The organism is Novosphingobium ginsenosidimutans, from assembly GCF_007954425.1.
In the GTDB taxonomy this organism is placed as follows: Bacteria; Pseudomonadota; Alphaproteobacteria; order Sphingomonadales; family Sphingomonadaceae; genus Novosphingobium; species Novosphingobium ginsenosidimutans.
Window position 1 is genome coordinate 700,727 of the sequence record NZ_CP042345.1, and the last position, 20,051, is coordinate 720,777.

Annotated in this window: 15 protein-coding genes; 2 read left to right on the plus strand and 13 right to left on the minus strand. The window is 66.5% G+C overall.

Features of this window, described 5'->3' with window-relative positions; translation table 11 throughout:
• Positions 1 to 4: 4 nt before the first annotated feature.
• The 13 genes from galK to FRF71_RS03575 form a co-directional block, all read right to left on the minus strand.
• The gene (galK, locus tag FRF71_RS03515; RefSeq protein ID WP_147089264.1) at positions 5 to 1,141 is read right to left on the minus strand and encodes a galactokinase; all 1,137 of its coding nucleotides are present in this window, start codon (positions 1,139 to 1,141) and stop codon (positions 5 to 7) included.
• On the minus strand, positions 1,138 to 2,166 hold the full coding sequence (locus tag FRF71_RS03520; RefSeq protein ID WP_147089265.1) for a UDP-glucose--hexose-1-phosphate uridylyltransferase: 1,029 nt from the start codon (positions 2,164 to 2,166) through the stop codon (positions 1,138 to 1,140). Before FRF71_RS03520 ends, galK begins: the two co-directional genes overlap by 4 nt.
• The gene (locus FRF71_RS03525) at positions 2,163 to 4,196 is read right to left on the minus strand and encodes an alpha-galactosidase (RefSeq protein WP_202878092.1); all 2,034 of its coding nucleotides are present in this window, start codon (positions 4,194 to 4,196) and stop codon (positions 2,163 to 2,165) included. The genes FRF71_RS03520 and FRF71_RS03525 overlap by 4 nt, the downstream gene beginning before the upstream one ends.
• Complete coding sequence (locus FRF71_RS03530) at positions 4,180 to 5,544, minus strand: MFS transporter (protein WP_238339400.1); 1,365 nt, start codon at positions 5,542 to 5,544, stop codon at positions 4,180 to 4,182. The genes FRF71_RS03525 and FRF71_RS03530 overlap by 17 nt, the downstream gene beginning before the upstream one ends.
• Before the next feature lie 95 nt (positions 5,545 to 5,639).
• On the minus strand, positions 5,640 to 6,887 hold the full coding sequence (locus FRF71_RS03535; RefSeq protein WP_147089266.1) for a cation:proton antiporter: 1,248 nt from the start codon (positions 6,885 to 6,887) through the stop codon (positions 5,640 to 5,642).
• A 9-nt stretch (positions 6,888 to 6,896) separates the two neighbouring features.
• Positions 6,897 to 9,671 (minus strand): phosphoenolpyruvate carboxylase, encoded by a 2,775-nt coding sequence (locus FRF71_RS03540; RefSeq protein ID WP_147089267.1) that lies wholly within the window; start codon positions 9,669 to 9,671, stop codon positions 6,897 to 6,899.
• The gene (gene eda, locus FRF71_RS03545; RefSeq protein ID WP_147089268.1) at positions 9,668 to 10,282 is read right to left on the minus strand and encodes a bifunctional 4-hydroxy-2-oxoglutarate aldolase/2-dehydro-3-deoxy-phosphogluconate aldolase; all 615 of its coding nucleotides are present in this window, start codon (positions 10,280 to 10,282) and stop codon (positions 9,668 to 9,670) included. The genes FRF71_RS03540 and eda overlap by 4 nt, the downstream gene beginning before the upstream one ends.
• Positions 10,279 to 11,250, minus strand: a complete 972-nt coding sequence (glk, locus tag FRF71_RS03550; RefSeq protein ID WP_147089269.1) for a glucokinase — start codon at positions 11,248 to 11,250, stop codon at positions 10,279 to 10,281. Before glk ends, eda begins: the two co-directional genes overlap by 4 nt.
• The gene (gene edd / locus FRF71_RS03555) at positions 11,250 to 13,064 is read right to left on the minus strand and encodes a phosphogluconate dehydratase (RefSeq protein ID WP_147089270.1); all 1,815 of its coding nucleotides are present in this window, start codon (positions 13,062 to 13,064) and stop codon (positions 11,250 to 11,252) included. The genes glk and edd overlap by 1 nt, the downstream gene beginning before the upstream one ends.
• Positions 13,057 to 14,496 (minus strand): glucose-6-phosphate dehydrogenase, encoded by a 1,440-nt coding sequence (gene zwf / locus FRF71_RS03560; protein WP_147089271.1) that lies wholly within the window; start codon positions 14,494 to 14,496, stop codon positions 13,057 to 13,059. Before zwf ends, edd begins: the two co-directional genes overlap by 8 nt.
• Positions 14,497 to 14,661: 165 nt before the next feature.
• Positions 14,662 to 16,605 carry a hypothetical protein gene (locus tag FRF71_RS03565; RefSeq protein WP_147089272.1) on the minus strand — a complete coding sequence of 648 codons (1,944 nt, stop codon included), beginning with the start codon at positions 16,603 to 16,605 and terminating at the stop codon, positions 14,662 to 14,664.
• Between the two features lie 175 nt (positions 16,606 to 16,780).
• Positions 16,781 to 17,455, minus strand: a complete 675-nt coding sequence (locus tag FRF71_RS03570) for an OmpW family outer membrane protein (protein ID WP_147089273.1) — start codon at positions 17,453 to 17,455, stop codon at positions 16,781 to 16,783.
• A gap of 130 nt (positions 17,456 to 17,585) precedes the next feature.
• A complete protein-coding gene (locus FRF71_RS03575; RefSeq protein WP_147089274.1) occupies positions 17,586 to 18,182 on the minus strand; it encodes a phosphoribosyl-AMP cyclohydrolase in 597 nt (198 codons plus the stop codon).
• Between the two features lie 177 nt (positions 18,183 to 18,359).
• Between FRF71_RS03575 and FRF71_RS03580 the strand changes: the two genes are divergently transcribed.
• Together FRF71_RS03580 and FRF71_RS03585 are read left to right on the plus strand one after the other, a co-directional pair.
• Positions 18,360 to 19,406, plus strand: coding sequence for a sensor histidine kinase (locus FRF71_RS03580; protein WP_147089275.1), 1,047 nt, complete (start codon positions 18,360 to 18,362; stop codon positions 19,404 to 19,406).
• Between the two features lie 2 nt (positions 19,407 to 19,408).
• Positions 19,409 to 20,044, plus strand: coding sequence for a sigma-70 family RNA polymerase sigma factor (locus FRF71_RS03585; RefSeq protein ID WP_147089276.1), 636 nt, complete (start codon positions 19,409 to 19,411; stop codon positions 20,042 to 20,044).
• Positions 20,045 to 20,051: the final 7 nt, after the last annotated feature.

Here is a 20,051-nt window from a genome sequence, read left to right on the forward strand (position 1 = left end):
CGCGTCAGATCAGGCTTGCGCCGGCAGCTGGGGCTTCGATCATCACCAGCGGCGGCTGCCCATCAGGGGTGCGGTAACCCGCCAGCACCGCGCCGCGTATTCGCTCCACCTCGGACAACGGCAGCAGCCCGACAACAGCGCCGCCAAAGCCCCCGCCCGTCATCCGCGCACCGCCCTGGCTGCCGATTGCATCCTGCAACAAGGCTACCAGTCCATCGATTGCCGGCAGCGTGATCGCAAAATCATCGCGCATCGCAGCGTGGCTCTCTGCAATCAGTTCACCGAGTCGGGTCAGCTCGCCGCCCCGCAAGGCGTCAGCTGCTGCAACAGTCCGCGCATTCTCCCCGACCACGTGGCGCGCCCGGGCATATGTGACTGGATCAAGCCCGCCCGGGTCCGGCAGCATGTCCAGATCACGCAGCGCCGCGACGCCGAAATGGCGCGCTGCCGCCTCGCACTGCTGGCGGCGCAGGTTGTATTCACCGTCAACCAGCCCGCGCTCGATCCCCGAATGAACGATCATCACCGCCAGCCCATCGGGCAGCGGCACCGGACTGCATTCCAGCGAGCGACAATCGATCAGCAGCGCCGATCCGGCCACGGCCCGTGCACTGACCAACTGGTCCATGATTCCGCATTGGCAACCGGCAAAGCGATGCTCGGCGCGTTGACCGATCAGGGCAAGTCGTGTGCGGTCGAAGTTCGGCTGACCCGCCAATGCCGCCAGGCCCAGACCTGCGGCATTCTCGAGCGCGGCGGAGGACGAGAGGCCTGCCCCCTGCGGCATATCTCCCATGATCGCCAGATCCGCACCGGGCAGGTCGATCCCTGCATCCAGTAGCCCGTCAACCACGCCGCGCACATAGTTGCTCCAAGGCGCGGCGCTGTCCGGTGTGACCGGTTCAGCCAGGGAGAAGCTGGTCGTCGCCCCGCCAAGATCGCCCGCGACAATCCGCACCTGCTGGTCATCGCGCCGCCGTGCCGCAACCATGGTTTGCCGCGAGATGGCGCAGGGGAGGACGAAGCCGTCGTTGTAATCAGTATGCTCGCCGATCAGGTTGACGCGGCCCGGCGCGCGCGCGACCAGTTCCGGCATCGCGCCAAAGCTCTCCCGAAACAGCCTGTGCAATGCGCCGATCATTGGCCGTGCCGGTAATGGACGCTGCCCGACGCCCGCAGCCGTTCTGCCGCCTGCTCGGGCGTCAGGTCGCGCTGGGCTTCGGCCAGCAGTTCATAGCCGACCATGAACTTGCGGACCGAGGCCGAGCGCAGCAGCGGCGGATAGAAATGCGCGTGGAGCTGCCAGCGCGGATGCCCTTCCCCCTGCCCCGGCGCGCCGTGCCAACCCATCGAATAGGGAAAGCTGCATTGGAACAGGTTATCGTAGCGGGTGGTCAGGTCCTTAAGCACAGCGGCCAGATCATCGCGCTGGGCAGGGTCAAGTTCGGGCATACGTCGCACGGAAAAACGCGGCAGCAGCAGCACCTCGAACGGCCAGGCTGCCCAGAACGGCACGATTGCCAGCCAGTGGCCGCTCTGCACGACTACGCGCGGTCCATCAGCTTCGCGCTGCGCCAGTTCAAGCAGCATTGGCGCTTCGCCGGCCCACGCATCTTGTGTGCGGGCCTCTGTTGCCAGTTCCTGCGGAACATAGCTCGTCGCCCAGACCTGGCCATGTGGGTGCGGGTTGGAGCACCCCATCATCGCACCCTTGTTCTCGAACACCTGGACGTGAGCATAGCGCGCCGACAATTCGGCTACCTGCTCCGCCCAGCAATCGACTACCCCGCGGATCGCCGCCACGGGAAGCTCGGGCAGGGTCAGCGCGTGATCGGGTGAGAAGCAGATCACCCGGCTCTCACCCTGCGCGCCAGCCGCCCGGAACAGCGGATCGTCATCCACCGGGGCAGGACTATCCGGCAGCAGCGCGGCGAAATCGTTCTGGAAGACGTAGGTGCCCGAGTAGTCGGGATTGCGCTCGCCCGTTACGCGGGCATTGCCGGGGCAGAGGTAGCAGTCCGGATCGTGGTGCGGGCGGGCCGAAAGATCCGGCTCCTCGACCTGCCCCTGCCACGGCCGCCGCGCGCGGTGGGGCGAGACCAGCAGCCATTCGTCCCGCAGCGGATCGTAGCGGCGATGCGGGTGCTGGTTGGGGTCAAAGCTCATAGCGCCGTCACCTCAAGCACCAGCCCGTCCTCACCGCGCAGCGGCGGCAGCGGTAGGCCCTGCTGCACCAGCCAGGCACCGTCGTAATCCGTCTCGCCAACCTGGTAGCGCCGCGCCGGGTCAAGCATCGGCAGGCGCAGTCCCGGAGCATGGCGCTGGGTCTGCGGATCGATCCGAGTGATCAGCAGTACCAAGGCTTCGACGCTGCCATGGGCCTGCCACAGCAGCCCGTCAGCACCCTTGCCCTGCCAGACGTGGCCCTGGTGCAGCCGGTCACGCAGCGCCTTATAGCGGGAGATACCTTCGCCCAGCCGCGCCAGGTCGCGGTCGCTCAGCTTGCGCAGGTCGAGCTCGACCCCGAAGTGGCCGGGCAGGGCAACGTGGTTGCGAAAGCGCATCGTCTGGATCCGCCCGGTGGCGTGCGCGGGTGCGGCGCCGACGTGGCTACCCATGAGTTCGGGCGGGAAGAACTGCAGGTAGCCACGCTGGATGCTGACCCGGCTGACCGCATCGATATTGTCGCTGGTCCAGAAGCGATGGGTATAGCGCGCGATCCCAGCGTCGATCCGCCCGCCGCCGCCAGCACAGGCTTCGATCTCGACCGCCGGAAAATCGCGCCGCAGCCGCGCGAGCAGGTCATAGGCACCGAGCACTTGCTTGCGGAACGAAGGACGTTCGCCAGCAGCCGTGAGGTCGCGGTTGTGGTCCCATTTGAGGTAGCGGATCGGCAACTCGTTCAGCAGTCCGGCCAGGCGCTCGTAGAGGTAATCGCGCACGTCAATCCGGCCCATGTCGAGCACCAGCTGGTTGCGCGCGGTGATCAGCGGGCGGCCGGCGATCTGCAGCGTCCACTCGGGATGCGCACGATAGAGCTCGCTGTCCGGGTTGATCATCTCTGGCTCGACCCACAGCCCGAACTCCATGCCGAGCCCGGTCACATGGTCGGCCAGCGGGCCCAGACCATTGGGATACTTCACATTGTCCGGCCACCAGTCACCCAGGCTGGTGGTGTCGTCGCCGCGGCGGTGGAACCAGCCGTCATCAAGCACGAAGCGTTCGATCCCGGCTTTGGCGGCGGCATCGGCCAGATCCTTCAGCGCGGCCTCGTCGTGATCGAAGTAGAAACCTTCCCAGGTGTTGAGGTGGACCGGGCGCGGGCGCATCGCACTGCCGGGCCAATCCATCCGCGCGCGGATCGCGGCATGGAAGTTCTGCGCCACACCATTGGCATCGGCGGCGCAAGTGGTGAGCACTTCGGGCGAAGTAAGCGTCTCCCCGGGACCGAGCCGCACTTCGCCGGGCATCAGCGCCTCGCCCAGCTGCCATTGCCAGCGGCCATCATCGACCCAGTCGATCAGCTGGCAATGGTTGCCCGACCAGGCGAGTTGCGCGCCATAGGCACAGCCGTCGGCGAGGACCACCGCACCCGGCACGCAATCGTGTGAGGTCAGCCCGCGCCGGTTCTCCCGCCGCCACTGGCTGCGGGTCAGTGCATCTTCGACTGGGACAAACTCCGTGTTGTGACGGCCGGAGAAGGAACGGACGGACTTGGAACAATCCGGCAATGGCAGAACCGCGGCGGCAAGCCAGTGGACATCGAGCGGCGTCTCGCCCTGGTTGGTCAGGGTGGTGAAGACAGTCAGGACATCACTGTCCGGATCGAGTGCAAGGGTTACCGTCAGGGCAATCCGCGCCACTTGATCGGTGAGCGATACCGTTGCGCGCCGCGCATCCTGCTGCACCGCACAGTCTGTCACCTGGAAGGTCCAGTCTCGGCCTTCACGGTGCGCCTTGAGCCCAGGCTCGCCAAACCACCCCTGCCCCAGGCCCGGAACAAGGCTGAGCGGCTGATCGAAATCAGGCGAAAAGCTGGGGGTCGGGCGCGTACTGCGCAGGCTTGCGGGCGGCGTTACCCCATCGGGCAGGCGCGGCCCCCAGTAACGCCACAGCGGCGCCTCACCCGGCACCACCTCGAGCACCAGGGTGGAGGCACGGCCATTGAGAACGATCCAGCTATCCGGCTGCGGCAACTGCGCTTCCCCGCCCTTCCTTGATCCGCCAGACCGCGATCGCGGCCAGCAGCATGCAGACGCCCGACACGCGCAGCACATTGCGCGCATCGCCGCCTAGCAGCGGTTCATAAGCGAAGGTCATCGTGCCCGCAAAGACCAGCATCGGCACGCAGATGAACATGTTGAAGATCCCCATGTAGACCCCGGTCCGCTCGGGCGGGATCGTATCCGCAAGGATGATATAGGGATTGCCCATGATCGAGCCCCAGCCCAGCCCGATCCCGATCGCAGCGACAAACAGCAGTTCCTTCACCCCGATCAGCGGCATGGCCAGCATCGCAAAGCCCGACAGCGTCAGGCAGAAGGCATGGAGCCGACCCGCCCCCACCCGCCGCGCCATCGGCGCCATGGCTAGCGCGGACACGAAGGCAATGAGGTTGAAGAAAGCCCCGATCTGGCCGTTGGTCAGCACCGCATCGCGATAGGCGGCGGTGCTGGCATCGGCGGTGCCATAGACCGAACGGCTGATCGAATTGGTGACGTAGCCCCAGTAACCCGACATCGCATACCACTGAAACAGGCTCATCCAGGCCATCGCCTTCATCGCCTTGGGCATCTCGCGCATCGCACTGACAATCTCGCCCAGGGTGGCGGCCGGGTTCTTTGGCAGGGCGGCAAGGCGGGCGCGCTCGGCGTCAGGCAGCTTCAGCTCAGGCACGCGCGTGATCGACCACAAGATCGTGCCAAGCGAGAGAACGGCCCCGATCCAGAACGAAACGAGAGTGAAAGTCGGGATGCCGCCACCTGCCGTCGCATCCTTGCTGAGCCCGAACCAGGTCACCAGCAGCGTGGGGCTGAGATAGGCGAGACACTGGGCCAGGCCGGTAAAGGCGCTCTGGCTCAGGAAGCCGAAGCCGCGTTGATCAGCCTCCAGCCGGTCATTCACATAAGCCCGATAGGGCTCCATCGTCACGTTGTTGCCGACATCAAGCAGAAACAGCAGTGAAAAGGCCATCAGCACCGAGGCCGAGAGCGGCATCAGGAACAAGCCCAGTGCGCACATCACCGCACCCGCCAGGAAATACGGCGTGCGCCGCCCCCAGCGCGAAGCGGTCCGGTCGCTCAGCGAGCCGATGATCGGCTGGACGATCAACCCGGTCAAAGGCCCGGCGATGCCGAGCCAGGCGAAGTTCTTTTCCTCAGCCCCCAGGTAACCCCAGATCGGCGACATATTGGCCTGTTGCAGGCCGAAGCTGAATTGCAGCCCCAGGAAGCCAAGGTTCATCTGCAGGATCTGCGCCACGCTCAACTGCGGGCGCGGTCCGGCGTAGGCGCTGCTTGCGGCGGGTATCGTGGCTGCAGTCATCGATCCAATCCCCTCGTCGCGATGCCTTTGGCACCTGTCGCAGCCCGGTCTAGGCCCTGCGACGCAACTCCGCAACAATCGATTGCAATGCCGCTTTACAGCCGTCCTTCCGCCCGCGCCCGACGGCCATAGAGCGCTTCGAACAGCGGCGAGGCCATCAGCGTGGTAACGATCGCCATGACCACCATCATCGCGAACAGCGCAGGGGTGATGATCCCGCGTTGCAGCCCGATGTTGATCACGATCAGCTCCATCAGCCCGCGCGCGTTCATAAGCGCGCCGATCCCCGAAGCCGTGGCGTGGTCCTGCCCGGACAGGCGGGCGGCAAGGTAGCAGGCACCGCCCTTGGCCGCGATCGACAGCACCAGGATCAGCGCTGCGACCGCCAGCAACGCCGGATCGCCCAGCAGCGTCAGTTCGGTGTGAAGGCCTGAGTAGGTGAAGAAAAACGGCAGCAAAAGCACGACGGTGACCGGCTCCAGCTTCTCACGGATTGCCGCGGTCAGGCGTCCGCGCGGCATGGCCGTACCGAGCAGGAAACCGCCGAACACGGCATGGATTCCGACCGCGTCCATCGCCCAGGCGCAGAGCAGGTAAAGGATCAGGACAATGGCCAGCAGCGTCTCATCCATGCCGGTCACCTCGATCCGGCGATTCAGCACCATCAGCAGTCGTGGGGCGAACAGGATCATGAACAGCGCAAAGGTAAAGCCGCCACCAATCGCCAGCACCGCGACCTGCGGCCCGTCACCAAAGCTGGCGAGGACCAGCGCGATCAGGACCCAGGCGCCAGCATCGTCGATCGCCCCGGCCGATAGCGACAGGGTGCCCAGCGCAGTGCCCGACAGGCCGCGTTCATGGATGATCCGCGCCAGCATCGGAAAGGCGGTGATCGCGATCGCCGCGCCCATGAACAGCGTGGCTTCGAACTGGCTGACTTCGGGGGTGAACAGATCACCGTGGTTGAGCAGCCAAGGAGCAATGGCCACGGCCACGGCAAAAGGAGCCGCCATACCCGCCAAAGATACTGCCGCCGCGCCCTTGGCACCCTTGAAGAACTCTTCGCGATCAAACCCCAGCCCGACCAGGAACATGTAGAGCCCCACCCCGAACTGGGCGATCACGAACAGGATCGGTTTGGATTCTTTGGGGAAGAGGAAGCCCTGGACTTCGGGCGCGAGTGCCCCGAACAGGCTGGGACCCAGCAGGACCCCTGCGATCATCTCTCCCACCACGCGCGGCTGGCCGAACCAGCGCTGCGCGGCTGTGCCGACGAGGCGGCAGGTGACCAGGATCACTGCCACTTGCAGGAAGAAGGCGATGGAAAGCTGCGTCGGGGTCATTCAGGCTCCCTAGCCGTGCGCGCCGAACTGGTTGGCAATTGCCGTGGTGATACGCAGGACCAGCGCATGAGCAGCGGCAATCGGTTCGATATTATCACGGTGGATCGCGCCATAGCCGACTGCGCCCTCGTCGGGATAGTCGCTCGGCTCACTGACCGCGAAATCGTCCACACCCGGTGCGCTGGCCGGGAAAGCACGGCGCAGCTGGGCGAGAGCCTCGTCGATCCGCAAGGTGAAGACCATCTCCAGCACGTCATCGCGGCTGATGTCGTTGGCGCGGCTGAAGGTCGGCACCGAGACGGCGCGGATGAACATGTGCTGGAACAGGGCAAGGCGCAGCGCCTGGAGCACGCCCAGTTCGCGCCGCACCTGCTCGCGGCCTGCCAGCGGGGCCTCATCCGGGATCAGCGCTAACAGCTTGTGCAGCTTGAGCGCATCAACCCGGAGGCGCGAGGCAAAGCGGCGATAGACCCCCGTGCGGTCATCCTTGGTAAGATATTCGGCCAGCGCCAGACAGGCATCGGCAATGCCCTCCTCGTCGCCGCGATAGGGGCGGCTGGCCCAATAGGCCGAATTGAACAGCTCGCCATAAGCGGCAACGGTCTTGATTGAGGCGAGCGAGTTGGCTGCCCGCACCAGCCGCACCAGTTGTCGACCGCGGTGGCTATCGCGCAGCAGCGCGGCGATCGCTTCGTAATTCCCGTCTGCCGCCGTGCCGAAGCCCGCGATCACGTTGACCGGGTAGCCCAGCTGCTGGAGCACGGCATTGTGCGGGATGGCGCGGATCTGGCGCAGGCTCATCGTCCGGTCGGCGGCAAGATCCGACTGGCGGCGGCTCTTGCGGCTGCCGGTCTCGTTGAGCAGGCCGAGGCCAAAGGCCGTGACCGCGCGGGCATAGGTTGCGCTGGCCAGATAGCCCTGCTGCACGCGGCGGATCGCACGGTAGAAGTCGAGGGAAAGGTCGGTGCGGCGGTAGAACGGATCGGGCGCCGCATCGGGATCGGCCTGGGCCGGTGCCAGCTCGGCAAAGCGGGTCAGCGTGGCATAGGCCAGCTCGGGCGTCCCGAAGAACAGGTAGCCATCGCCGCCCTGGAAGCTCACTTCGGGCTCCAGCGCGATCCCGGCCCGCACGAACCGCCGCCGCGCCCAGGGTGATAGCGGCCACTCCAGCCGGTCAGCAAAGCTGGTCGGATGGGCGCCGCGGCCCATCGATTCGCCGTGGGTGTTGAAGATCAGCGCGGCAACGTCGGTCAGGCCATTGGCTGCCATCGCTTCGGACAGCCGGCCTTGCAGCCGTTCGATCGCCAGGGCAGCCGGGATCTGCCCGACAAAGCGGCCGGCATCCGAAAAGCCGGTCTGGATCGACACCCGCCCGCGGCGGCGGGCATAGGCCTGGTAATGCGGCTCCGACAGTACGGCATCAAGGAACCGCCCGCCATGCTCTAGCGCCGACTCCGTTTCGAACAATGGCGAGACATCGACCTTGTCGGCCACCCCGAAAAGCTCGGCGAAATAGAGCGCGGCCAGCACCGTGGTCGGCTGCTCGCATTCCGCCACCAGCATTCTGATCGGCGTATCGGCATCTATGTGGTGCAGGATCTGCGCGATCAGCAGGAACTGGCGGACTGCTGTGCTGTTCTCAATCGCCAGCGCGGCCATGTTGGCACGCAGCGGCTTTACCGCACCCAACAGCTCACGCAGCCGCACCAACGCGGCCTGGCTGGCTAGGTCCAGCTTGCCATCGGGATCGATCCGGCGGCGGATCGCGTTCTGCAGCTGGCTGGCGTTCACCCGGAAGTGGATCCAGCCCATGCCAAGGCCATCCGCGCGCATCGCCGCGACGACGCGCAGCAAGGACTCGGCCGTATCGTCATCAGCTGTCGCCGCGCGTTGTTCCAGCGCGGCAATCGTACCGGTCAGACTGGTCAGCTTGTCCGGATCATCGGCAGTAAAGGCATTGGCTGCGGCGGAGAGCGCGGCGGGAGCTGACAGGTCTGCTGCAAAGACGGCAGCTTGCCCTGCGGCATAGGCCGAAGCGCGCGAAAGCTGCTGCGCAAGATCGGGCGCGACCGGCTCCAGCGCCGCCGCATAGCCCGCCAACCGCTGGGCCTTTTCCGACAGGCGGTAGCGCAGCGAAGTCGCCCAGGTGATGTCGGTGCGGCCATCCATGTCATAGCCGACCCAGCTCGCCAGCCGCAGTGGCACTGGCGACAGCGAACGCCACTGATCGGGCCAGCGTTTCCGCGCCGCCGCAAACAGCAGGCCGGTGATCCGATCGCGCGCATTCTGGGCGCGGGCCAGCGCCTCCATGGCCTGGGCATGTTCGCTGTCGAGCGTGATCGGCTCGCGCACCGAAGAGGCAACGCAGGTAGTCGCTTCGCCGATGGTTTCTGCCGAGGCCGAAGCCGCAACCGCTTCACCTTGAGCGCGGGAGAGCAGGAAGGTCGGGTGTGCGGTGAACACCACGTGGGCCAGCGGCTTGGCCCAGCGCGCGGCGAAGGCGGGAAAGTCGGCTTCCTCGCCGGCCAGCCGGGCAATGCTGGCGTCGTTTACCGTGGGATCGACCGGCCCGGCCAATCGCGCGAGCCGCGTCGCCCGGGCTTGCAGGCCCTGGCATTCCAGTTCGGCCACCAGGCCTTCGAGCTCGCCCAGCGTCAACTGGCCGCTTTCAAGCTCGCGCGACAGCTCCAGCCCAAGCTGGAATACCGGATTGAACAGCGGCGTTTCGGCCGTGCGAACGTGCAGCTCTTGTAGCCGCCGGTCGAGCTCGGCCAGCCGGTTCATCGCGCCAGCGCAGCGGCGGAGCGGGCGGCGGCCTCGATCGCCGCCACGTTGGGCTCACCCTTACCGACCAGCCAGGAACCGCCGCAGCACAGCACGGCATCGAGCGCGAGCCAATCTGCTGCAGTGGTCGCAGTGATCCCGCCCGTGGGGCAGAATCGAACCGAACCGAACGGAGCCGAGATCGCCTTCAGCGCCGGAATGCCGCCATTGGCCTCGGCCGGGAAGAATTTGAACCGGTCCAGCCCAAGATCAAGCCCGCGCATGATGTCGGACGGGGTGGCGATCCCGGGCAGAAACGGCACCTTGGCCGCTTCGGCCGCGCGGGCCAGCGGCTTGGTCAGGCCCGGCGAAACGATGAATTCACTCCCCGCCGAAAGCGCATCGTCGAGCGCGTACTCGTTGAGCACGGTGCCCGCGCCGACCAGGGCGCCCGGCACCGTCTTCATTGCCCGGATCACGTCGAGCGCAGCGGCAGTCCGCAAGGTCACTTCGAGCACGGGCAGGCCGCCACGCACCAGCGCTTCGGCAACCGGCACGGCGTGGGCCGCATCCTCGATCACCAGGACCGGGATGACCGGGGCAAGACGCATGACCTCTTCGATCGATTTCATGACAGATGTTCCGCTGCAAAGGCGGCCGCGGCTCCGTAGAGGCCGGGCTGGGGATGGGTGATGAGCTTGACCGGCAGGACCGCCATCAGTTCGCTGAAGCGCCCCTTGGCGCGAAACCGCTCGGCAAAACCGGAGCGCAGCAGGGTATCGCGAATCCGCAGGCCGAGCCCGCCAGCGATGACTACCCCGCTGGCCCCCTGGGCAAGGGCAATATCGCCTGCAACCGCACCCAGCGAGAGGCAGAACCGGTCAACCGCAGCGGCAGCCAGGCTGTCCTCGCCCGACAGGCCAAGCTGCCACAGCGTCTTGTCATCGCTCGGTTGGATCGCGCGGCCTTCCATGCCGGCCAGCGCCTCGTAAATGTCGACCAGCCCCGGGCCAGACACCACGCGTTCGACCGAAACCCGGCGATAGCGCTGGCGCAGGCGGGCAAGGATCGCGTCCTCGATTGAATCGAGTGGCGCAAAGTCGATATGGCCACCCTCAGTCGGCTGGACGCGGTAGCCGCCCTGCCCGTCGCGCCAGATATGGGCGACGCCAAGGCCCGTACCGGGGCCGACAATTGAAAGGGTGCCGCTGGCGGGCAGGCTCTGATCAGGCCCGGTGAGGTGGACGAAATGCTCGGCCCCCGCGCGGGCCACAGCATGGCCGACCGCACCGAAATCGTTGACCACGGTGTAGCGGCTGGCGCCTAGTTTTTCAGGGATCAGCGCCGGGCGGATGATCCAGGGATTGTTGGTAAAGCGGATCACTTCGCCGCCAACCGGACCGGCCACGGCAATCGCCACGGCATCGGGCAGGCTGCCGCCCTGCATCCGGGCAAAATCCTCCCAGGCGGTCTGGAAGCTGGCGTGATCGCGGGTATGCAGCGTCGCCGGTTCGCCCAGCGCAATGCTGCCGTCCCCGGTCACCGTGGCCAGGGCAAAGCGCGCATGGGTTCCGCCGATATCGACTGTGACGAGCTGCATCAGAGGCCGCCTTCGGCCAGCATCGCCGAACCGCCCTGCTCAGCGCCGTCGGCGAAGCGGCGGAACATGCCGAACAGCTCGCGGCCCATGCCCATGGCTTCGGCGGGCGGTGTGGCCGGTGCGCGGCCAGAGAGGTCGGCCAGCACTTCAAGACTGCCCGTATGGCCACACAGCCGCACGACATCACCGTCCTGGACAAGCGCCAGCGGGCCGCCGCCGAGCGCCTCGGGCGTAACGTGAATTGCCGCAGGGACCTTGCCCGAAGCGCCGCTCATCCGGCCATCGGTGACGAGAGCCACGCGGAAGCCCTTGTCCTGCAGCACGCCCAGCGGCGGGGTCAGCTTGTGAAGTTCGGGCATACCATTGGCGCGCGGCCCCTGGAAGCGGACGACCACGACCACATCGCGATCGAGTTCGCCGGCCTTGAACGCAGCCTGGACGCCGTCCTGGCTGTCAAACACGCGGCACGGCGCTTCGATCGTGTAGCGCTCGGGATCGACGGCAGACGTCTTGAAGGTCCCGCGCCCAAGGTTGCCGTTGACCAGCCGCATCCCGCCATCGGCCTGGAACGGCGCGCTGACCGGCGCAAGAATGGCCTCGTCGCCGCTGGCTTCAGGGGCGGGCTGCCAGGTCAGTGCTTCGCCATTGAGCACCGGCTCTTCGGCATAGGCGCCCATTCCGCCCTCGGCCACGGTCAGGACATCACCGTGGATCAGGCCGGCACCCAGCAGCTCGCGCACGACATAGCCCATCCCGCCAGCGGCATGGAAATGGTTCACGTCGGCTGCGCCATTGGGATAGACCCGCGCGATCAGCGGCACGGCAGCGGACAACTCGTCCAGATCCTGCCAGTCCAGCTTGATGCCAGCGGCGCGGGCCATGGCCGGCAGGTGCAGCGCGTGGTTGGTGGAGCCGCCCGTTGCCAACAGGCCGACACAGGCGTTGACGATCGCCTTTTCGTCCACCACCCGCGCCATCGGGCGATAGTCTTGTCCCTCGCGGCCGATCTCGGCCAGGCGGTGCACTGCCTTGCGGGTCAGCGCGGAGCGGAGCGGCGTATTGGGCGGAACGAAGGCCGCGCCGGGGACATGGAGTCCCATCAGCTCCATCATCATCTGGTTGGAATTGGCCGTGCCATAGAAGGTGCACGTGCCAGGCGAGTGATAGCTGGCGCTCTCGCTTTCGAGCAGGTCGGCCCGCGTCGCCTTGCCCTCGGCATAGAGCTGGCGGACCTTCTGCTTTTCCTTGTTGGCCAGGCCCGATGGCATCGGCCCCGAAGGCACAAACACCGCCGGCAAGTAGCCGAAACGAAGCGCACCGATCACCTGGCCGGGCACGATCTTGTCGCAGATCCCAAGGATCGCCATGCCATCGAACATCGCATGGCTCATCGCAACCGCAGTCGACAGCGCGATGACGTCGCGGCTGAACAGCGACAGCTCCATCCCATCCTGGCCCTGGGTCACGCCGTCGCACATCGCCGGAACGCCGCCCGCGACCTGCATGGTCGCACCGACTTCACGGGCGTACATCTTCATCGCCTCGGGATAGCGGCCATAAGGCTGATGGGCCGAGAGCATGTCATTGTAAGCGGTGACGATGGCAAGGTTCGCGCCGCGCCCGCTCTTGATCGCACCCTTGTCCTCCAGCGCCGCGGCGAAGCCGTGGGCGAGGTTAGAACAAGACAATGCATTCCGGTTGGGAAACCGCTCCGCCTCACGGTCCATCAGGTCGAGGTAGCGGCGGCGACTGTCAGCCGACTTTTCAATAATCCGCGCAGTGACGCGTTCGATCGCGGGGTGAAGATTACTCATGCCAATGAACTCCGTCGCGCTCAGTCAGCGCGATTGCGGCCGAGGGTCCCCAGGTCCCGGCGGTGTAAGGTTTGGGTGTAACCCCGTGTTCACCCCACGAGGCCCGGATTGCGTCGATCCAGTCCCATTGCGCTTCCACCTCGTCACGGCGGACAAACAGGGTCTGGTCACCCTCGATCAGGTCGAGCAGCAGCCGCTCATAGGCGATCCGCTTGGTCGGGCCGGCAAAGGCATCCTGCATCCGGATGTCCAATGGCACTTCGCGCAGGCGCAGACCCTCGCGGTCCAGCCCCGGCACCTTGGCCATCAGCGAAAGGGTGATGTTTTCTTCGGGTTGGATGCCGATTACGAGCCGGTTGGGTTCGCTGCGTGCGCCCTTCCCGGCAAAGATCGAATGCGGCACGCGGCGGAACTGGACGACGATCTCAGTCCGGCGGGTTGGCAGACGCTTGCCGGTGCGCAGGTAGAACGGCACGCCCTTCCAGCGCCAGTTGTCGAGGTGCGCCTTGATCGCGACGAAGGTTTCGGTGTCGCTGTCCTTGCCTAGTTCCTCGTCATAGCCCGGCACGGCCTGCCCGCCGATCGCCCCGGCGCGGTATTGACCGGTAACGGTCTCGTCCGGCCCGACCAGCCGCAGCGAGCGCAATACTTTGACCTTCTCATCGCGAACGGCGGTTGCATCGAAGCTGCTGGGCGGCTCCATCGCCACCAGCGCTAGCAGCTGGAGCATGTGGTTCTGCACCATGTCGCGCAGCGCGCCCGAACCATCGTAATAGCCGACCCGCGATTCCAGCCCGACCGTTTCGGCGACCGTGATCTGGACATGATCGATATGCGCCGCGTTCCACAGCGGCTCGAACAGGATGTTGGCAAAGCGCAGCGCCAGCAGATTCTGGACCGTTTCCTTGCCGAGGTAGTGGTCGATCCGGAAGATCTGCTCTTCCCTGAACGCGCTGGCCACGGCATCGTTGATCTGGCGGCTGGTCTCGAGATCAGTGCCAAGCGGTTTTTCGAGACCGATCCGCGCCTTGTCGCTGGCCAGGCCCGAAGCGGCGAGGCCGGCAATCGTCGGCTCGAACAGTGCGGGCGCGGTCGAGAGGAAGATCGCAAGTCCTTCGTCGATCGGCCCGACCTTCTTGGCCAAAGTCGTGAAGCCGGCCTGATCCGTGGCGTCGAGCGGCTGGTAATGCAGGCGGTTTAGGAAAGTGCCCATCCCGCCGCGCCGTTCGGCCGGCAGGAACTTTTCCAGCGCGGCGCGGGCGAAGTTGCGATAGCCGGCATCGTCCATGTCCTGGCGAGCCGTGCCGATGATCCGCAGATCCTCGGCAACCAGCTTGTCGGCATGGAGCGCGCAGAGCGAGGGGAGCAGCATCCGCTGCGCCAGATCCCCGGTCGCGCCGAACAGCAGCAGGCTATCCGATCCGCGGTTCATGGTTCTGCGCCTCCCCTCGGGTCACGAAATTACGTCAAGCACGGTGCAGGATACCGGATTCGGTCCCCTGCGACGAGTTTGGCGTAGTGACCCCATACCACCCCCGCAACCCGCTGGACGCTGGGAAAACGTATGCAGGCCCTGCGGCGCGCCAGGGCGCCGCGTTCAGACCGGGACTGCGATATGCTTGCCGCCGAACACGGCCTGCCAGTTCTCGATCTCGCTCACCACCACGTCGTCGACGGCATGGGCCAGTTCGGAGACGCGGGCATAGTCAATCCGGTCATCCGGTGCCGCCAGCAGCAGCGTGATGCGCGAATGCAGGCCGTCCAGCTTCGCCGCGGTCACTTCCGAGATGGCGGCGAACCGCTCGAAATCGCCGAAGTAGCGGATGCCCGCGATCGCCGCGCCGAAGGTCGGCAAGGCGACGCCCAGAAAGGTGCCGGGCTTCGAGAGGGCCTGCGGCCAGCCATGCGGCACCAGCCCCAGCACCGATCCCGCCTTGACCACGAGGTAGACCGTGACCGAGGCCACAGCCAGCTGGAAGAGCCGGGTTGAGAAGGTATCGAGGTTGTGATGCACCGCAGTCAGGCGGCGGGCCTTGCCCCAGTGGTAATCGCGCTGGCTGACGACGTGGCGATCGAGCAGATCCGACAGGGCCTGCCGCAAATAGGCCGGGCTCAGCGCAACTCTCGGCAGCCCCACCGCGCGCAGCGCGCGGCGGGCATGGTATTCGGGCCAGGCAACATCGGCGCCCTGTGGCCAGCGTCCCGGTGCCCTCGCCACTCCCAGCAGCAGCAGGATCGGGGCATGACGCAGATACTCCGCAACCCGGCGCGTTTCGAACCAGCGGCCGTGCCAGCGCAGCCGGCTGCCGACAAATGTGATCAACAGGATGGTGGAGAGCAGCAGCAGTTCGGTGCTGGCAAACAGCCATTTGCGATCAGCCAGCCCCAGCGGATCGTAAAGAATGCCAACCACCACCGCGAACGCAGAGAATATGAAGTTGGCGATCATCCCGCCGCGATAGGCATCGGATAGCCAGGCCGAAACACCGTCAGTCCAGGCGAAGCGGCGCAGCACCTGCTGCTCGATCGCTGCGGGCATAGCGGGATCGGCGCCGGGCAGATCCCGCGCCAGCGCCAGCAGGCTTGCGCCGCTGCCCGCGGCGATGGCTTCAGGCGTTTCATAGACCTGGCGCAGTGAGCGGAAGCGGTGCCCTTCGCCCGCAAACAGCGCCTCGATCCGGCGGTAGGACGTCGCAATCCGGTTGCTGTGCGGACGCCAGCGTTCGTTGGCCAGACCGGGGGTGCGATCCTCTCCGGGCGGCTTCAGTGCGGCCCCGACAAGCTCGACCAGCGCCGCTTCGCGCTGGTCGACATCGACCTGGCCGCTGGCTGCCAAAGCTTCAGGCGCGCGCAGGATCTGCCAGTCCTCGGGCGCATTGGCATCAATCCAGATCACGGGCGTGCCATGCTCCAGTGCTTCCGAAATGGTGTGGCCAGTACCGCCCAGGAAAGCACGGCTGATCCCGTCCCACACGCCGATCACCAAGTCCGACTGCTCGATCAGCACCCGCCCGGCCAGGGCAACCCGGGCTGAGCAGCGTGCGGCAAAGGCCTGGGCGGCATGAAGGTCGGTCGGCGCGGCCAGCTTATCGATAAACAGCCGGTTGAGCAGGGCGTCACGCTCAGCCAGTTCGAACAGCCGGGCCGAAGCGGCCAGCTCGCGGATCGCTGCGGCGCGGGCTTCGGTCACCGGGTCAGACGCCGCGCGCCCTGCTGCCAGCGCCTGGCCATCGGCGACTGTTTCGGGAAGAGCATTGATTGCAACGTTGAGGTCGCGGCCAAACGGCAGCGGCGCGACCAGTTCCCAGCCATGGTCCAGCGCATGGCGGGCGGCGATCTGGTCAACCCCGTCGGTCAGCAGGCTGTGGAGACGGATCGGCGCCGCTGCAGCGGCAGCGGCCGCATCGATCCGGTCCATGACATCCGCCAGGACGCGCTCGATTCGGGCGCGATTGGCACTAAACGCGGCATTGCCGATCCGGTGGCCGGTGACGCCGATCGACAAGGCGATCGGGGGCGGCAAGGGCGCGCTGATGGACATCGGCGGTGGCATACCTATGGATTCAGCCGGAAACACCCGGGTGTTTCGGACAATCCCCCGGCAAATGCAAAGCCGATTTGTGCGCCACGGGATTCGGGACACTATCCGGCCAAACGCAACGAGCCAGGGCACTGGGCCCTGGCTCGCGCTAACTCGAACTGTCAGGCTGTCCCGATCAGAAGCGGTAGCTCAGACCGCCGCTGACGACCCACGGATCCAGCTTGTGCTTGGTCTGCAGCGCCAGGGTGTTGCCGGCAAAGAAGCTGGCGGTGGTGCCAACGAAGTAGCGCTTGGCGTCAAGGCTGAAGCCCAGGCCCTTGTCGTTGAGCGGCAGGTCGAAACCGGCCTGCAGCGCCAGACCGAACTCGTTGGACAGGTTGACGCGAGTCGCGCCGAGCGCCGCTGCGCTTGCGCCCACACCTTCGCTGAAGATGAAGAAATGGGCCGGACCGGCGCCGATGTAAGGCTTCACTGCGCCCAGATCGAAGTGATACTTCAGCGTCACCGTCGCGGGCAGGATGATCGCATCGTTGACCAGCGCCGCGCCAGCCAGACCGCCCTTGCCGGTCACATCATGCGGCGTGACGCAGCAGATCGTCTCGACCGAGACGTTCTTCGAGAAGAAGTATTCGATCGCCAGGGTCGGCACGACCGAATCGCTGGCCTGGCTGTCGCTGGTGGCCGGTGCGCCGACCAGGTTGGTACGCACTTCGGTGATCTCGCCATTGGGCAGAACGCCAGTGGCAAAGGCCTTGATCTGGATCTTGCCTTCGGAATCGCCGGCCCAGGCAGGCGTGGCGAGGGCAAGGGTGCTGGCAGCCGCCAGGGCTGCGGCAATGCGCTTGGTCATTTCGGGATATCTCGCAGTTGGGAGGGACGGGAGACTAAAGCCTGCCGGTTCTGATGCCCGGTCAGGAAAGGTGCGGGAACAGACGGCTGCCGGGATGGGGGACGACAGCCGCCTGCCCGCGACCCTTCGCTTACTTGGCCGAGTACGGCAGCGAAGAGTGGTGGAGGACGATCTTGAGTTGGCCATCGGCACCGCGGGTCCAGGCCCAGGTCTTGTCGACCTTGGTCATGTTGCCCTTGGCATCCCACAGCGTGACATTGCCCATCGAGATGGCCGAATTGCCGGTGATGACGATGCCGGCATTGTCGATCTGGAACTTGCGCCAGCCCTTGAGGGCAAAGCCGGTGTCGGCCGGATAGGCCTTGTCGCCGCCGACGAAGTAGGCCAGCGCGCCGTCGCGGCTCGTGCGGAAAGTCTGCGGGGCGACAGTCAGGGTCGGCTTGAACAGCACCGGACCCATGCCATAGCCATAGGCGCCATCAAGCACCTGGCCAGCCAGAGTCTTGGCGGCAGCAAAGCCCTTGGTGTCGTATTCGGTCGAGATGGCGACCAGGGCCTTGCCCCAGGCCTGCTGCGCGGCTTCGACTTCGGCCTGGGTGATCGGGGCATAGATCGCGGCGGCGGCAGCCTTGGGCGCGGCGTGATCGTGGGCAACGGCCGGAGTGGCGATCGCCGCCAGCGGCAGCAGGGCGGCCAGGGCAGCACTGCGGATCTTGAAGCTCTTCATGGGTGTACTCCTCGTGAACCTTTATCTTGATCGTTTGGCCGCCCGGCAGGGCAGTGTGCCAATCGTCGTGGGTTAACTAGGCTTCGGGAAAGGCAGCAGGAATTGGCCGTATGGCGGGCCGCGCGGCCTAGGCCGGATGGCCTATGCACATTTGCCGCCAGGCCCTAGAGGGGGGCCATGCAGAGCGGGAATCCGGCCCTGGCCCCCGAGGTCGAAACCGTCGCCGAACTGCGCGAGCTTTATCGCGCGGCCGAGGCGCGGGCCGCGCGGCTGCGCCTGCTGTCCACCAATGGCCGCCAGCTCGCCCTGGCCGAGGCCGCGACGCTCGATGCGATCCTGCAGGGCTGCGCCGACCGGCTGGGGTATTTCCTGGGCCGGCGCGGCGGGACCGTTCAGACCGGGGCGGGCGAAGGCCTGCCGATCCCGGCGCCGGGCAGCGAAGGCCGGGTGCTGGCGGTCCTGGCGATCGACGGACTGCTGCGGCTTGAGGACATTTCCGATCCCGAGGACCGCGAAGCCGTGCGGCTGCAGCTCGAAATGCTCGGCGCGACGATCGACCGGATCAACCGCGCCCGCGAACTGCAGGAGCGCGAGGCGCGGCTGGAATTCGTGGTCGGGCGGCTGTTCTCGGCGCAGGAGGAAGAGCGCCGCCGGGTCAGCCACGAACTGCATGACGGCGTGGCCCAGACGGCAACTGCCCTGGCCCGCCTGCTCGAGGGCGGGGCCGGCACGGCTGACCGCGCCAAGCTGGCCGCTATTGCCCGCGACCTGGTGGGTGAGCTGCGCGGCGTGATCCGCGGGCTGCGACCGACCGTGCTCGACGATCTGGGCCTAGAAGCTGCCCTGCGCACCCTGGCCGAGGCGCTGGAGGCCGAGGGTTACAAGGTGCAGGTCAGCATCGCCAGCGACGTGGCCCGCTGGCCCACCCATATCGAAACCGCCCTCTACCGGGTGGCGCAGGAAGCCCTGGCCAATGTCCGCAAGCACGCTGGCGGGCCCTGCCCGGTCAGCCTTGAGCTTGCCGCGCGGCATGGCGACGCACGGCCTTATCTGCGGATTGCCGACCAGGGCCAGGGCCGCAGCGCGGTGGAAGATGCCGGCACGCCGCATTTCGGCATCGATGTGATGCGCGAGCGGATGGTCTCGATCGGCGGCACGCTCGACTGGCAGGCACCGGCCAAAGGCGGCGTCACGGTTCTTGCCCGGTTTCCGAAAGTCGCCTGAGCATGACTGTGCGAATCCTGATCGTTGACGATCACCAGCTCGCGCGCGAGGGGCTGAAATCGGTGCTGGCCGGTGACGGCCTGGAAGTGGTCGGCGAGGCAACCAGCGGTGAGGAAGCCGTTGACCTGGTCGCCCGCTTGCAGCCCGACGTGGTGCTGATGGATGTCCGCTTAGGCCCTGGGATCGATGGGCTGGAGGCCACCCGCCGGATTGCCGCACTAGGCCTGCCCAGCCGGGTGCTGATGCTCTCGCTCCACGATATGCCGGCCTATGTCCGTGAGGCGCTGGCCGCAGGGGCAGCAGGCTATGTGCTGAAGGATGCCTCGATCGCCGAGCTGCGCGGCGCCGTCAGCCAGGTCATGGCCGGGCAGAGCGTGATGCCGCTCAATCTGATCAATGCCGCACTGCGCCAGAACGAGCGCGAGGTCCGCCCTGCCGATGCGCTGAACACGCTCACTCCGCGAGAGCGTGAAGTGCTGGCGCAGATCGCCGAGGGGCTGACCAACAAGGAAATCGCCCGCCAGCTTGGCGTCAGCCCGGCGACCGTCAAGGCCCATGTCGAGCGGATCATCGCCAAGCTGGGCGTCGCCGACCGGACCCAGGCGGCGGTGCTTGTCGCGCGGGCTGGTCCGGCATGACCCGGCC